General features: G+C 53.4%; 13 protein-coding genes. 6 read left to right on the top strand and 7 right to left on the bottom strand.

The window, feature by feature from the left end; all coding sequences use genetic code 11:
* The first annotated feature begins 251 nt into the window (after positions 1 to 251).
* The 3 genes from glnA to glnG all read left to right on the top strand — a co-directional run bounded on the left by glnA (position 252) and on the right by glnG (position 4406).
* Positions 252 to 1661 (top strand): glutamate--ammonia ligase, encoded by a 1410-nt coding sequence (glnA, locus tag ACZ3HG_RS19260; RefSeq protein ID WP_191935375.1) that lies wholly within the window; start codon positions 252 to 254, stop codon positions 1659 to 1661.
* Between the two features lie 278 nt (positions 1662 to 1939).
* Positions 1940 to 2989, top strand: a complete 1050-nt coding sequence (gene glnL, locus ACZ3HG_RS19255; protein WP_062747002.1) for a nitrogen regulation protein NR(II) — start codon at positions 1940 to 1942, stop codon at positions 2987 to 2989.
* Positions 2990 to 2996: 7 nt separating this feature from the next.
* Positions 2997 to 4406 carry a nitrogen regulation protein NR(I) gene (gene glnG / locus ACZ3HG_RS19250; RefSeq protein ID WP_191935376.1) on the top strand — a complete coding sequence of 470 codons (1410 nt, stop codon included), beginning with the start codon at positions 2997 to 2999 and terminating at the stop codon, positions 4404 to 4406.
* A 119-nt stretch (positions 4407 to 4525) separates the two neighbouring features.
* On the opposite strand, the gene hemN is transcribed toward glnG, so the two are convergent.
* Both hemN and yihI read right to left on the bottom strand, forming a co-directional pair.
* A complete protein-coding gene (hemN, locus tag ACZ3HG_RS19245; protein WP_191935377.1) occupies positions 4526 to 5899 on the bottom strand; it encodes an oxygen-independent coproporphyrinogen III oxidase in 1374 nt (457 codons plus the stop codon).
* A 251-nt stretch (positions 5900 to 6150) separates the two neighbouring features.
* On the bottom strand, positions 6151 to 6681 hold the full coding sequence (gene yihI / locus ACZ3HG_RS19240) for a Der GTPase-activating protein YihI (protein WP_465333937.1): 531 nt from the start codon (positions 6679 to 6681) through the stop codon (positions 6151 to 6153).
* A 551-nt stretch (positions 6682 to 7232) separates the two neighbouring features.
* On the opposite strand from yihI, the gene yihA reads away from it, so the two are divergent.
* On the top strand, positions 7233 to 7865 hold the full coding sequence (gene yihA / locus ACZ3HG_RS19235; RefSeq protein WP_465333935.1) for a ribosome biogenesis GTP-binding protein YihA/YsxC: 633 nt from the start codon (positions 7233 to 7235) through the stop codon (positions 7863 to 7865).
* Between the two features lie 177 nt (positions 7866 to 8042).
* On the opposite strand, the gene spfP is transcribed toward yihA, so the two are convergent.
* On the bottom strand, positions 8043 to 8090 hold the full coding sequence (gene spfP / locus ACZ3HG_RS19230; protein WP_071892919.1) for a small protein SpfP: 48 nt from the start codon (positions 8088 to 8090) through the stop codon (positions 8043 to 8045).
* A 268-nt stretch (positions 8091 to 8358) separates the two neighbouring features.
* Entirely contained in the window at positions 8359 to 11148 is a 2790-nt protein-coding gene (gene polA / locus ACZ3HG_RS19225; RefSeq protein ID WP_465333933.1) for a DNA polymerase I, read from the bottom strand.
* 41 nt (positions 11149 to 11189) lie between these two features.
* On the opposite strand from polA, the gene ACZ3HG_RS19220 reads away from it, so the two are divergent.
* Positions 11190 to 11318: a hypothetical protein gene (locus tag ACZ3HG_RS19220; protein WP_274604303.1), complete on the top strand. Its 129-nt coding sequence runs from the start codon at positions 11190 to 11192 to the stop codon at positions 11316 to 11318.
* Between the two features lie 235 nt (positions 11319 to 11553).
* Here ACZ3HG_RS19220 and dsbA read toward each other — a convergent pair whose 3' ends face one another.
* From dsbA to ACZ3HG_RS19205, 3 genes are all read right to left on the bottom strand, one after another.
* On the bottom strand, positions 11554 to 12183 hold the full coding sequence (gene dsbA, locus ACZ3HG_RS19215; protein WP_465333931.1) for a thiol:disulfide interchange protein DsbA: 630 nt from the start codon (positions 12181 to 12183) through the stop codon (positions 11554 to 11556).
* A 48-nt stretch (positions 12184 to 12231) separates the two neighbouring features.
* Positions 12232 to 13224 (bottom strand): serine/threonine protein kinase, encoded by a 993-nt coding sequence (locus ACZ3HG_RS19210; RefSeq protein WP_465333929.1) that lies wholly within the window; start codon positions 13222 to 13224, stop codon positions 12232 to 12234.
* A gap of 81 nt (positions 13225 to 13305) precedes the next feature.
* On the bottom strand, positions 13306 to 13575 hold the full coding sequence (locus tag ACZ3HG_RS19205; protein WP_191935383.1) for a YihD family protein: 270 nt from the start codon (positions 13573 to 13575) through the stop codon (positions 13306 to 13308).
* Positions 13576 to 13626: 51 nt separating this feature from the next.
* Here ACZ3HG_RS19205 and mobA point away from each other — a divergent pair, with 51 nt between their 5' ends.
* Positions 13627 to 14208, top strand: a complete 582-nt coding sequence (mobA, locus tag ACZ3HG_RS19200) for a molybdenum cofactor guanylyltransferase MobA (RefSeq protein WP_191935384.1) — start codon at positions 13627 to 13629, stop codon at positions 14206 to 14208.
* Positions 14209 to 14394 lie beyond the last annotated feature (186 nt).

Raw genomic sequence — 14394 nt, 5'->3', positions numbered from 1 at the left:
CCAAAATGGTGCGCGACTTCCATTGTGGTGCAGTCCCCGTTTCACGAGAGGGTGCATCATAGCGCTTTTTTCATGAAATAAAAAAGTTGGCATAGATTTCGCAATTACTCTTTAAGCGAAAAACGCCAGTTTCCACAACGGTTGATAGCGCGGCAGAGATCTTTATTATCGGAGTAAGCGCCCTGAAACGCAAAGCGCACCCGTGAAGTTCACTGTCACGACGACAATGACAAAATCCAGGAGAGTTAAGTATGTCCGCTGAACACGTTCTGTCGATGATGAACGAGCATGAAGTCAAATTTGTTGACCTGCGTTTTACTGACACCAAAGGTAAAGAGCAGCACGTGACTATCCCCGCTCATCAGGTTAATGCTGACTTCTTCGAAGAAGGCAAAATGTTTGACGGCTCCTCCATTGGTGGCTGGAAAGGTATCAACGAATCCGACATGGTTCTGATGCCTGACGCTACCACGGCGGTCATTGACCCGTTCTTTGCAGATTCTACCCTGATCATCCGTTGTGACATCCTCGAGCCAGGCACCATGCAGGGCTACGATCGTGACCCACGTTCCATCGCCAAACGTGCTGAAGATTTCCTGCGCTCTTCCGGCATTGCAGACACCGTTCTGTTTGGGCCAGAGCCAGAGTTCTTCCTGTTTGATGACATCCGTTTCGGCAGCAGCACGTCCGGTTCTCACGTCGCTATCGATGATATCGAAGCTTACTGGAACTCCGGTAAAGAGTACGAAGGCGGCAACAAAGGCCACCGTCCAGGTCTGAAAGGCGGCTACTTCCCGGTGCCACCAGTTGACTCCGCGCAGGACATCCGTTCTGCCATGTGTCTGACCATGGAGCAGATGGGTCTGGTGGTTGAAGCTCACCACCACGAAGTGGCCACGGCCGGTCAGAACGAAGTGGCTACCCGCTTCAACACCATGACCAAAAAAGCTGACGAAATTCAGATCTACAAATATGTCGTCCACAACGTTGCTCACGCTTACGGCAAAACAGCGACCTTTATGCCAAAACCGATGTTTGGCGATAACGGCTCTGGTATGCACTGCCATATGTCTCTGTCAAAAGGCGGCACTAACCTGTTCGCTGGCGACAAATACGGCGGCCTGTCTGAAATGGCTCTGTTCTACATCGGCGGTGTGATCAAACATGCTAAAGCCATCAACGCCCTGGCCAACCCGACCACCAACTCTTACAAGCGTCTGGTCCCGGGCTATGAAGCACCAGTAATGCTGGCTTACTCTGCCCGTAACCGCTCTGCGTCTATCCGTATCCCAGTGGTTGCCAGCCCGAAAGCCCGTCGTATTGAAGCGCGCTTCCCTGACCCGGCGGCAAACCCATACCTGTGCTTCGCTGCACTGCTGATGGCTGGCCTGGACGGCATCATCAACAAGATCCACCCTGGCGATGCCATGGATAAAAACCTGTACGACCTGCCACCGGAAGAAGAAGCCGAGATCCCAAAAGTGGCAGGTTCTCTGGACGAAGCCCTGGCGGCCCTGAACGAAGACCGCGAGTTCCTGACCCGTGGTGGCGTGTTCACTGACGATGCAATCGAAGCGTACATTGAACTGCGTAAAGCTGAAATGGACCGTGTTCGTATGACACCGCATCCGGTTGAGTTCGAACTGTATTACAGCGTTTAACATCGCCTTAAGTTTGAAGTAAGCCCGGTGCCCTTTACGTTGCAGTAAGGCGGCCAAAGGAATCCCGATGTGCCGGGTAAGACCAGGCCATTCGGGTAACGGAGGGAGCCCATCACGCTGCGACGTGAAAGGCGTCCGGGGTTTTGTTGCCGTGGAAACTTTCAGCCCATCTCAGGATGGGCTTTTTTCACCGCAAATTCCCTGTTTACGGGATGATTTTCGGGTTATATGGCTATAATGCACTAAATTGGTGCAAAAATTCCTCAGGAGAACGCTGTATGGCTACCGGCACGCCGCCCGATGCTGGGCAGATCCTTAATTCACTGATCAACAGTATTTTGCTGGTTGATAGTGAGTTGGTGGTCCATTACGCCAACCCCGCTGCACAGCAGTTGCTGGCTCAAAGTTCCCGCAAGCTGTTTGGTACTCCCCTGCCGGAGTTAATGGGGTATTTTTCCCTGAATATTGAGGTCATGCTCGAAAGTCTGGACGCAGGACAAGGCTTTACCGACAGCGAAGTCACCCTGGTGGTCGACAGCCGGGCGCACGTGATGTCGCTGACTGCACAGCGTCTGCCCGATGGACTTGTTCTGCTGGAAATGGCACCGATGGACAATCAGCGCCGTCTCAGTCAGGAGCAGCTTCAACATGCGCAGCAGGTCGCCGCGCGTGATTTAGTGCGCGGTCTGGCTCATGAAATTAAAAACCCGCTGGGGGGGTTACGTGGCGCAGCGCAGCTGCTGGCCAAAGCGCTTCCCGACCCGGCGTTAACGGAATACACCAAGGTCATCATTGAACAGGCCGACCGCCTGCGCAATCTGGTCGATCGCCTGCTGGGCCCGCAACAGCCGGGGATGCATGTGACACAGAGCATCCATCAGGTCGCGGAACGGGTGGTCAATCTGGTGTCGATGGAGCTGCCCGACAATGTGTCGCTGGTTCGTGATTACGACCCAAGCCTGCCGGAGCTGCCGCACGATCCCGACCAGATAGAGCAAGTCCTGTTGAATGTCGTACGCAATGCCCTGCAGGCGTTGGGTGAGGCAGGTGGCACCATTATTTTACGAACCCGGACGGCGTTCCAGCTTACGCTGCACGGCACACGCTATCGCCTGGTGGCGCGCATCGATATTGAGGATGACGGCCCCGGCATTCCGGCACAGCTGCAGGACACGCTATTTTATCCGATGGTGAGCGGCCGCGAGGGCGGAACCGGGCTGGGATTATCCATAGCCCGCAGCCTGATCGATCAGCATTCGGGAAAAATAGAGTTCCACAGCTGGCCTGGACACACTGAATTCTCGATTTACCTGCCTATTCGCCAGTGAGGTTTCTATGCAACGAGGGATAGTTTGGATCGTCGATGACGACAGCTCCATCCGCTGGGTGCTTGAACGCGCGCTCACTGGAGCCGGTTTAACCTGTGCAACGTTTGACAGCGCCAGTGAGGTGCTGGAAGCGCTTGCGAGCAAAACCCCGGACGTTTTACTGTCAGATATTCGCATGCCCGGGATGGATGGTCTGGCTCTGCTGAAGCAGATCAAGCAGCGACACCCGATGCTGCCGGTCATCATTATGACCGCGCACTCCGACCTGGATGCCGCTGTGAGCGCCTATCAGCAGGGCGCCTTTGATTATCTGCCCAAGCCTTTCGATATTGATGAAGCGGTGGCGCTGGTTGAACGTGCCATCAGTCACTACCAGGAACAGCAGCAGCCGCGTAATCAACCGGTGAGTGGCCCTACCACGGATATTATCGGTGAAGCCCCGGCGATGCAGGATGTGTTCCGTATTATCGGTCGCCTGTCGCGCTCGTCGATCAGCGTACTGATCAACGGCGAGTCGGGTACCGGTAAAGAACTGGTGGCCCACGCGCTGCACCGGCACAGTCCGCGCGCCAAAGCGCCGTTTATCGCCCTGAATATGGCCGCGATCCCCAAAGACCTGATCGAGTCCGAACTGTTTGGTCATGAAAAAGGGGCTTTTACCGGTGCCAGTCAGATCCGTCAGGGACGCTTTGAGCAGGCCGACGGCGGCACGCTGTTCCTGGATGAAATTGGCGATATGCCACTGGATGTGCAGACCCGCCTGCTGCGCGTGCTGGCCGATGGCCAGTTCTATCGCGTCGGCGGCTACGCCCCGGTGAAGGTGGATGTGCGTATTATTGCCGCCACCCATCAGAACCTTGAGCTGCGCGTGCATGAAGGAAAATTCCGTGAGGATCTCTTTCACCGCCTGAACGTGATCCGCGTGCATCTGCCCCCGCTGCGCGAGCGTCGGGAAGATATTCCACGTCTGGCGCGCTATTTCCTCCAGGTCGCCGCACGTGAACTGGGTGTGGAGGCCAAAATTCTGCATCCGGAAACAGAAACCGCACTGACGCGTCTGCACTGGTCCGGTAACGTTCGTCAGCTGGAGAATACCTGCCGCTGGCTGACCGTGATGGCCGCCGGACAGGAAGTACTGATTCAGGATCTGCCGCCGGAGCTGTTTGAAACCTCGACCCCGGAAAACCCGGTACAGTCCCTACCGGACAGCTGGGCAACGCTGCTGGCACAGTGGGCAGACCGTGCGCTGCGTTCCGGTCATCAAAACCTGCTGTCAGAAGCCCAGCCAGAGATGGAGCGGACCCTGCTCACCACCGCCCTGCGTCATACTCAGGGCCATAAGCAGGAAGCCGCGCGTCTGCTGGGCTGGGGAAGGAATACGCTGACCCGTAAGTTGAAAGAGCTGGGAATGGAATAACCGTCAGGTACGTCATCCGGGCGGATCGGAAAAAAGGTCCGCCCCTGCAACATCCCCGCAGGTCACTACCCGTGAGATCGCCGCAGGGGCCGACCTGTTGTTTCCTTCACACCCACCAGTCAGATCACCCGTGAGAATTGCGCACCAGACGCTTTCTCCCGCAGGTAGCGATCAAAGCACATACAGATGTTTCTTATCAGCAATCGTCCCTTAGCAGTGACCACAAGGCCATTATCTTGGTATTCCACCAGCCCGTCCTCAATCAGAGGCAGCAGCGCTGAAAGATCGGCGGCAAAATACCGGCGGAAATCGATGCTATAACGGGCTTCAATCTCGCTGAAGGACAGCGCAAAATTGCAGATCAGACTTTTAATCACGTCACGACGCAGGCAGTCATCCTCGCTAAGCTGCAGACCGCGCCACAGGGCCGTTTTTTTTGCCCGGATATCCGCATAATAGTGCTTCAACGCTTTCTGATTCTGCGCGTAAGTGTCCCCGATCATACTAATGGCAGACACGCCCATGCCCAGCAGGTCGCTGTCGCCCTGCGTGGTGTAGCCCTGGAAATTACGATGCAACTCGCCCGCGCGCTGTGCCATCGCCAGTTCGTCGTCACGGCGGGCAAAATGGTCCATACCAATAAACTGATACCCCTGTGCCGTCAGCGTGGCGATGGTTTGCCGTAAAATATCCAGTTTTTCCCGGGCGTCGGGCAGGTCTTCATCCTTAATTTTACGCTGGGCCGGAAAGAGCGCCGGCATATGGGCATAGTTAAAAACGCTGAGGCGGTCAGGATCAAGCTCAACGACCTTTTGCAGGGTAAAGGCAAAGCTCTCTGCCGTCTGCAGGGGCAAGCCGTAAATCAGATCAATATTGGTGGAGGCAAAGCCCAGCTCACGCGCCCGGGCCATCAGAGCAAAGATCATCGCCTCATCCTGTACGCGATTCACTTTCTCCTGCACCTGCTTATTGAAATCCTGTACCCCCATGCTCAGGCGGTTGAAGCCTTCTGCACGCAGATGGTTGAGCACGTTGAGTTCAATTTCTCGCGGATCGACTTCAATCGAGATTTCAGCGTCCGTGGCAAAGTGAAAATGCTGGCGCAGGCAGGCCATCAGGCGGCCGATTTGAGCCGGGTTGAGAAACGTCGGCGTACCGCCGCCCCAGTGCATCTGACTCACCGTACGCTGGCGGAACAGCGGCGCACGCTCGGCAATTTCCTGCACCAGCACATCCAGATACTCATCTGCCTTATGCTGCTGGCGCGTCACCTGCTTATTACAGCCGCAGAAGTAACAGAGTCGGTGGCAAAACGGAATATGCAGATACAGCGACAGAGGGCGATCGGGATAACGTTGCGTTGCCTGCAAAAAGGCGGATTCATCGTAATCCTGACGGAATTCGAGGGCGGTCGGATAAGAGGTATAGCGGGGGCCGGCGATGTTGTACTTCTGGATCAGTGGGAGATCCCACTCGGTGGTCTGCGTTTTCATGCTCACTTCCCTTATCGTCGTCGCACTGACCGCCGCGTGACAGGAAGCTGCTGGCTGACGATCCTGCTGCGCAGCCGGGTTTTCAGCCGCGATAGCCGCTGTAGTTTAACGAATAACCACCCCAGCCAGCACAGCAGAATCAGCGCAATCATTGATCCAGGCCAAATCATCACCAAAAACCCTATAAGGATAAGGCAGCGCTAATTTGCGCTGCCTCAAGGAACGTCAGAGAAACAGGCTATCGCCGGCGATCAATCCTTGCCCTTGAGCAGACGGTACATATCTTCTTCTGCCTGCTCATCTTCAGCACCATCGTCCAGGGCAATACCTAACTGTTCCATCAGGACATCAATGCGATCCAGTGAGGCATCGAGCCAGGCCTGATCTTCTGCCGACAGGGCGTCGCCATTTTCCAGACGATCGAGCAGGGTATCCAGACGCTCATCATTTTCCAGCTTCGCCAGCTCTTCTTCCGGCGACAGGTTCACTTTTTTCTCGGGGGCGGGCTTCGCGGCTTTAACCGGCTTTGGCTTGCTGCTGGCCACTGCATCACTACCCAGCGCGACCGGTTTTTTACTACCAATACGCGGATCTTTAGCCGGTTTGCCGTTGGCGTTTTTCTGACTTTCAGTGACCGGGTTCGCGCGGCTACCGGAAGCATGGCCGCTGTGCTTTTTATCACGTTTGCGGTCACGCGCTTCCTGGTTGATCTCATCACGCGTTTTACGTTTCACTTTAGCTCCCGGTTTTTTATCCTGGGGCGTGCGTGCGGGTTGCTTCATGGTTTCTGCTCTCAGACGTTTATCTTCAGTATAGAATTGCCGCGAAATCTAGCAGAAAGCAGGCAAAGAAAAAAGGCGCCAGGTCACCCTGTCGCCTTTTTTCGCACCTTCCGCGGAAGGACTGACATTGTCAGCGTCCTTATTAGCAGCCAGCATCCCTGTTTTCCTTTGCCTTTGCTCAATCCTGTGAACCTTCCTGAGTCCCTGTCGCGCACGCCTGTGCACGTCTCCTGCCCCGCCCGCGATCGTCCTGATACTCCATGAGCGCTTCATCCTGAAGTGAAATATCCTGTTTCTGGCTACAAATGTAGACTAACCCGTCCAGCAAACAAGGTGACGCAGGTAATTTTTACTCTGTTTTTTTAGGTGTTTTTTTAACCCTCTGAAAATTAGTAAAAAATCCATTTTTAAAAACGCAAAATGCAGAGAGTGCTGGCAACACCAATGGTCAATGTCTCACAGCGGCCGCTCGGGCAGTGTCTTACCGGGCGCTTTGACGCCATACAGGGTATAATCAGCGCAATTGCCCTTTTTTATCTGGAGTATCTATTTTGTCTGGCTGGAATTATCACGTCACCCATTTTGTCACCAGCGCCCCTGATATCCGCCACCTGCCTGCCGATACCGGCATTGAGGTTGCTTTTGCCGGACGTTCTAACGCAGGTAAATCCAGCGCACTGAATACGCTGACCAATCAGAAGGGCCTCGCCCGTACCAGTAAAACGCCGGGGCGTACCCAATTAATTAACCTGTTCCAGGTGGCGGAAGGTTACCGCCTGGTCGACCTGCCAGGCTATGGCTACGCGCAGGTTCCCGAAGAGATGAAGTTAAAATGGCAGCGCGCGCTGGCAGAATATCTGCGCGATCGTAACTGTCTGAAAGGGCTGGTTGTGCTGATGGATATTCGCCATCCGCTGAAAGATCTCGACCGTCAAATGGTCATGTGGGCGGTACAGAGTGGAATTGAAGTCCTGATCCTGCTGACCAAGGCCGACAAACTGGCCTCTGGCGCGCGTAAAGCACAGCTGAATGCGGTACGTGAAGAAGCAAAAACCTTCCTCGGTACGGTGGATGTTGAAGCGTTCTCATCCCTGAAAAAAATTGGCGTGGATAAACTGAGCCAGAAGCTGGACAGCTGGTACCGCGATATTCCTCCGGCAACGGAAGAAGAAGTCACCGGCTAAGAACGGCGATCTGTCACCCACCGTCTGACTGTGCAGCAAGACACTCTTTCTTGCCTCATGCGAACATAAAACCATCGGAACAGGTGATCGCCGCTGACCCAGCGGTGATGTCAGGTGTGACGGGTAAAAGACAATAAAAAACGCCCCAGTCATAAATGACTGGGGCGGCTAAAATATTCAGCCAAATCCGATTACGTGAAGTAAAAGGTCTGAAAGATAGAACATCTTACCTCTGTACCCTACGTCTGAAACTTTACCTCATTTTTTGAGCGCTCAAAAGGGTTTTTTGTAGTTAATTTTCAGAAAACAACATCCATTATCCAACTCAAGTCACAGAAAACCATCGAACATGTAGCTTAATTACTAAAAAAGTGTTTTAGCTGAGACGGTTAGCAGAGGTGACGTTAAGCAGGGAAAACGACGAAGAGCTGAACCGTGTAAAGCGACAGGCTGTGCTGAGAATCAAAACAGCCCGCCGCACCGGGATTAAACCTTAATGTGCCTGATCCCAGTTATCGCCCACGCCGATATCAACCCGTAGCGGAACGTCCAGTTTCATACTGCCTTCCATCAATTCGCGAATCTTCGCCGATGCCGCGTCCACGGCAGTGGACTGAACCTCGAACACCAACTCATCGTGTACCTGCATGATCATTTTTACGTCCCCGCTGGTCTCAGGCATCAGCCACGCATCAACAGCGATCATGGCGCGTTTAATGATATCCGCCGCGGTCCCCTGCATAGGGGCATTGATCGCCGCCCGCTCAGCCGCCTTACGACGCATGGCATTGCTGGCCTTAATATCAGGCAGGTACAGACGCCGGCCGTCCAGCGTTGACACGTAGCCTTTCTCTGCGGCCAGCTCGCGGGTGCTTTCCATGTACTGCAGCACCCCAGGGTAACGTTCGAAATAGAGATCCATATACTTCTTCGCTTCTCCGGCACCAATATTGAGCTGACGCGACAGACCAAAGGCGCTCATGCCGTAAATCAGACCAAAGTTAATGGCCTTGGCACTTCGGCGCTGCTCTCCGCTGACCTTATCCAGCGGCACGCCAAAGACTTCAGACGCGGTAGCACGGTGGATATCCTGTTCGCTGGCAAAGGCTGTAAGCAATCCTTTATCCTGTGACAGGTGCGCCATGATGCGAAGTTCAATCTGGGAGTAGTCAGCCGCGACAATGCGATATCCCTTCGGTGCAATAAAGGCCTGACGGATGCGTCGTCCTTCATCGTTACGCACCGGGATATTCTGCAGGTTTGGATCGCTGGAAGAGAGGCGGCCCGTCGCGGTGACCGTCTGATGATACGAGGTATGTACGCGTCCGCTGTGGGGATTAATCATCAGCGGCAGCTTATCAGTATAGGTGGACTTCAGCTTGGAAAGGCCACGATGCTCCAGAATCACTTTCGGCAGCGGATAGTCCAGCGCCAGCTCGGCTAACACCTCTTCGCTGGTAGACGGCGCTCCCCCCGGGGTTTTCTTCGTCGGCTTGATACCCTGCTTTTCAAACAGGATAGTTTGTAGCTGCTTCGGGGAAGAGAGGTTAAACGGTTCGCCTGCCAGCTCATGGGCTTTCAGCTCCAGCTCCGCCAGACGACTCCCCAGCTCCTGCGAGTGCGCCGCCAGTATATTCTGGTCAATCAACACACCGTTACGTTCAATACGTGAAATAACCGGTACCAGCGGCATCTCAAGCTGCGCGAAGACCGCTTTCGGCCCCGCTTCTTTTTCCAGCTCTGGCCACATTTTCAGATGCAGCTGCAGCGTGACGTCGGCATCTTCTGCGGCATAGTGTGCCGCCTCCTCAAGAGCAATCTGGTTAAATGTCAGCTGATTTTTGCCTTTGCCGGCAATCTCTTCAAAAGTGACGGTTTTATGATTCAGCCAGCGGGCTGCAAGCGTATCCATATCATGGCGACCCGCTACGCTGTTCAGCGCATAGGACTCCAGCATGGTGTCGAACGCGATTCCCTGCAATTCGATACCATAGTTTGCCAGCACGCCGCGATCGTACTTGAGGTTCTGGCCGACTTTATGTGCTTTCGGGTCCTCCAGCAGCGGCTTAAGACGTGCCAGCACCGCTTGACGATCTAACTGCTCCGGGGCATCAAGGTAGTCATGTGCCACCGGCAGGTAGGCCGCCTCTCCGGGAGCAGTGGCAAATGACAGCCCGATAATATTGGCACTGAGAGTATCCAGTGAGTCCGTTTCCAGATCGAAGGCAAACAGCGCGCACTGCTGTAATTTCTTCATCCAGCCGTCGAACGTTGCTTCGTCAAGAATGGTGACATAGCCTTCTGAAGAGAGCACGCGGGTGGATTCCTCCACGGCAAGCTGGCTTTCAGCCACAGCAACTTTCTTCGCAGCAACGTTGCCTTTATTGCCCTGAAGCCATTTCCCCTCTTCCAGATCGACAATCCAGCGTTTGAATTCGTAATGCTTAAACAATCCGAGCAGTTCTTCCACTGCAGGCTCTTTCACCGTCAACTGCTCGCTGGTTAATTCCAGCTCAACGTCGGTTTTAATTGTTGCCAGCTGATAGGAGAGGAAAGCCATCTTCTTATTTTGCTCCAGCTTGGCCGCCATGGTTTTCGCGCCACGAAACGTCAGCGTTGCCACTTTATCCAGATTGTCATAGATATCTTTTACACCGCCCAGCCCCTGTAACAGGGCCTGGGCTGTTTTTTCCCCCACCCCTGCCACGCCAGGAATATTATCGGAGGAGTCACCCATCAGGGCGAGGAAATCAATGATCAACGACGGTGGGATACCGTATTTCTCCACCACTTCATCCGGGCCCAGAATCGCATTATTCATGGTATTGATCAGCGTGATATTAGCTGACACCAGTTGAGCCATGTCTTTATCACCCGTACTGATCAGCACGGGTTTGCCGGTTTTTTCTGCGGCAAGTGCCAGCGTACCGATGACATCGTCGGCTTCCACACCGGAAACCGCCAGCAACGGCAGCCCCATCGCTTTTACCATCGCGTGTAGCGGTTCAATCTGGGCACGCAAATCGTCCGGCATCGGCGGGCGATGTGATTTGTACTCTTCAAATAATTCGTCGCGGAAGGTTTTACCCTTGGCATCAAATACCACTGCCACATGACTTGGCTTATATTGCAGCAGCAGGCTGCGCAGCATATTTAATACGCCGTACATTGCACCGGTGGGTTCGCCTGCGCTATTGGTCAGCGGAGGGAACGCATGATAAGCACGGTACAGGTAGGAAGAGCCATCTACCAGAATCAGCGGGTTTTCTGCAATTTGAGCCATAAGTCGTCACGTTCTTCTTTGGTTTTTGATTAGGAGTAAGGATGCCACAGCTGACCCTGAAAGATGAAATCTCAACGACGATTAATCCACATCAGGTGGTCATTTTGCGCAGCACTTCGCATGAACGTTCTGTGGATAAGTTTGTGTGTAAATTTACCAACATGGAATAACTTGTGCGGAAAACTGAAAAGGTACGATTATTTTTTCTTTATAATCATTTGGTTATTTATTCACACCAGGAATAGCTTCAGGTTTTATGTAATATGAGTGATGTGGATATAAATTGACGCTCGTGAGTTAAGATCCGCGATCTCTCACTGAGGAAAGCACATTTTTACGATAATAATTTTGTCGCGAAGGGAAAAACACGCCGGGCTGGCCGGCGTGTTGCAAATCGTCAGGGGCTTACTTTTGAGAAATCAGGAACTTCACCACGTTGGCATACTGTTGAACAAAGTTTTCCTGTGAGCTGGTATCCAGGCCACCATTGTTCACCATATATTTACCATTAACGAACATCGCAGGCACGCCACGCAAATCCAGGTCAGCAGCGGCTTTCTCCTGCTGGGCGACCAGCGATTTCACCACGAAGCTGTTCCAGGCAGCATCATACTCTTCAGGCTTGATACCCGAAGCTTTCACAAATACCGCTTTCAGACTGGCCGGATCGGTGATGGTTTGTGTCTGCTGAACACCTTCAAAAATAGGGGCAGTGACTTTGTCTTCCACACCCAGCGCCATCGCCACAGCCCAGGCCTGCGTCACGGTTTTACCCATTTCGCCACCCAGGAACTCAACATGGTACTTGGTCACTTTTGTGTCAGCCGGCAGCGCTTTCTTCACGGCATCGCTTACATGCCAGACATGCTCGAACTGATAGCAATGTGGGCAGAAGAATGAGAAGAACTCGAGAACCTGAGGTTCGCCAGTCGCCGGTTTATCCAGCGTAACGTATTGCTGACCATCGGTAAATTGTGCGGCAGAAGCGCTGAATGCCAGAACCATACCAACGAGCGCAAACAAAATCTTTTTCATCGTCAAACTCTCTCCTGAATACATCTCAATAGGCGAACCAAAGGGTGATCACACCTGGAAAACAGGCGCAAGCTGGAGCGGGGGTTCCTGCAGCAGCTTGTTCTGTTCGTTAAAAGTGGAAATCTGTCGGCGCCAGAAATCCTCATCCGTCATCCACGGAAAACTGGCCGGGAAAGCCGGGTCTTGCCAGCGGCGGACAACCCACGCAAGATAATAAACCATCCGCATAGCACGTAAAGGCTCAATCAGTGACAATTCATGAGTGTCGAACTCACAAAATTCCTCGTAGGCCTCCAGCAAAATATCCCATTGCAGCCTTTGCTCCTGACGGTCACCATTAATCAGCATCCACAGGTCCTGCACTGCCGGGCCATTACGCGCATCGTCCAGGTCCACAAACAGTGGACCGTCGCGCCATAAAATATTCCCCGGATGGCAGTCGCCGTGCAGTCGCAGAGGTTGCCACTGAGTATGCCAGCAGTTTTGTAAAGTTGTGCGCAGCCGGCCAATACTGGCCAGTAAATCACTTTTTAGCTTCGACGGAACCAGCGGACTGTCTGTCAGCACCTGCAACGGCTCATCGATATACTCCTGTAAACCGATGGTTGGTCGGGCGGCAAACGTCTTGCGACGGCCAACCTGATGGATGCGTCCGAGAAAACGGCCTACCCACTCCAGATGGTCATAATTATCGGTTTCATACTGACGCCCCCCCAGGCTGGGGAAAACAGCAAACCAGTAGCCCTGATGCTGGTGAAGCGTTGAGCCCTGCAGGGTCAGAGGAGCAGCCAGCGGGATCTCATCGGCAAACAGTTCTGTGGCGAACTGATGCTCTTCTTCTATTTGCTCCTGCGACCAGCGCTGCGGTCGATAAAACTTGGCCACGTAGCGCCGTTTGTCATCATCAGAGAACTGATACACGCGATTTTCGTAACTGTTGAGCGCCGTCAGGCCAGATTCAACCCGCAGCCCGGTTTCCCACAGCGCATCAAGGATAGTATCTGGCGTGAGGGCGTGGAAGTTAAAGGCAGGTTCTTTCATCCGGGAGGCTCGCTGATCATCAGTAAAGAATAGGTGCAAGAATATCATTAAATGGTCTCAGCGACCGGGCGGCAGGCTGATTTAATCCTTAATCACTCCGCGCGCGCGCAAGAGTGCCGTCTTGAAATCATCCTCATAATCTTTCTTCAGACCCGGGATTTCAGCATTTTTGTCGCTGCCGCGCATCTTAAGATGATAGATCAGTACATCATCGGTTAATTCACTCACAGGCTGCTTAAAGCCGGCTTCATCGGCTAACTTCTGTAAAAATGCGACCAGATTCAAATCCGGATCCTGTTGCCAGGCCGGTTGCAGCAAGCTGATTAATTCGTTAAGGCGATGGCATTTCATGCTGTTGTCCCTGTATAAAGAAACCCTGAGTAAGCATAGGGTATAAAACAAATGAAGATCGACTCACCGCCAATCCCTGTAGCAATAACCGGTGTGATCCTGGCCGGCGGGCGAGGCAGTCGTATGGGTGGCGAAGATAAGGGACTCATACTGTGGCAGAACAGGCCGCTGTATCAACACGTTTTACAGCGTTTACAGCCCCAGGTCACTACTGTATGGATTAATGCCAACCGTAATATTGAGGTATATCAACAGAGTGGATTTCCGGTGATATCAGATACGTTGTCTGACTTCCCGGGTCCGTTAGCGGGCATGCTGACCGCCCTGCAACAGGCACAAACAGAATGGGTTATTTTTACGTCTTGCGATACGCCCAGCCTGCCTGCCGATCTGGTTCAGCATCTCTGGCAGCATAAAGAGGAGGCACGAGCAGTGTGGGCACGTACAGAAGATCGTGAGCATCCCACCCTGGCGCTGCTGCACCACAGTCTTGCGGGTTCACTGCAGCACTACCTGGCCGGTGGGGATCGTAAATTGTTGCTTTTTCTTCAGCAGGCAGGGGGACACAGTGTTTTATTTGCCCATGCAGAGTCTGCATTTCGCAATTTTAACCACCCGGAAGACCTTATTTAAGGTTTTATTTCGTGCAGTATCTTCAAAAATGCACTCTTTGCGCAGTTTTGCGGCTTTTTTTCCCGGAGCCTGAACGCAAAAAACCCCGGCCTTTCGGTCGGGGTTATTGCTTTATTTGATGCCTGGCAGTTCCCTACTCTCGCATGGGGAGACCCCACACTACCATCGGCGCTACGGCGTTTCACT

The organism is Erwinia sp. PME.40.26/001, assembly GCF_055556675.1.
The sequence above is the reverse complement of the archived record's forward strand: the minus strand, read 5'-3'. Positions and strand labels throughout refer to the sequence as shown.

Excerpts from the sequence above, each read along its gene's own strand:
- glnA (WP_191935375.1), top strand. The coding sequence starts at position 252 with ATGTCCGCTGAACACGTTCTGTCGATGATGAACGAGCATGAAGTCAAA.
- glnL (WP_062747002.1), top strand. The coding sequence starts at position 1,940 with ATGGCTACCGGCACGCCGCCCGATGCTGGGCAGATCCTTAATTCACTG.
- glnG (WP_191935376.1), top strand. The coding sequence starts at position 2,997 with ATGCAACGAGGGATAGTTTGGATCGTCGATGACGACAGCTCCATCCGC.
- hemN (WP_191935377.1), bottom strand. The coding sequence starts at position 5,899 with ATGAAAACGCAGACCACCGAGTGGGATCTCCCACTGATCCAGAAGTAC.
- yihI (WP_465333937.1), bottom strand. The coding sequence starts at position 6,681 with ATGAAGCAACCCGCACGCACGCCCCAGGATAAAAAACCGGGAGCTAAA.
- polA (WP_465333933.1), bottom strand. The coding sequence starts at position 11,148 with ATGGCTCAAATTGCAGAAAACCCGCTGATTCTGGTAGATGGCTCTTCC.
- ACZ3HG_RS19220 (WP_274604303.1), top strand. The coding sequence starts at position 11,190 with ATGCCACAGCTGACCCTGAAAGATGAAATCTCAACGACGATTAATCCA.
- dsbA (WP_465333931.1), bottom strand. The coding sequence starts at position 12,183 with ATGAAAAAGATTTTGTTTGCGCTCGTTGGTATGGTTCTGGCATTCAGC.
- ACZ3HG_RS19210 (WP_465333929.1), bottom strand. The coding sequence starts at position 13,224 with ATGAAAGAACCTGCCTTTAACTTCCACGCCCTCACGCCAGATACTATC.
- ACZ3HG_RS19205 (WP_191935383.1), bottom strand. The coding sequence starts at position 13,575 with ATGAAATGCCATCGCCTTAACGAATTAATCAGCTTGCTGCAACCGGCC.
- mobA (WP_191935384.1), top strand. The coding sequence starts at position 13,627 with ATGAAGATCGACTCACCGCCAATCCCTGTAGCAATAACCGGTGTGATC.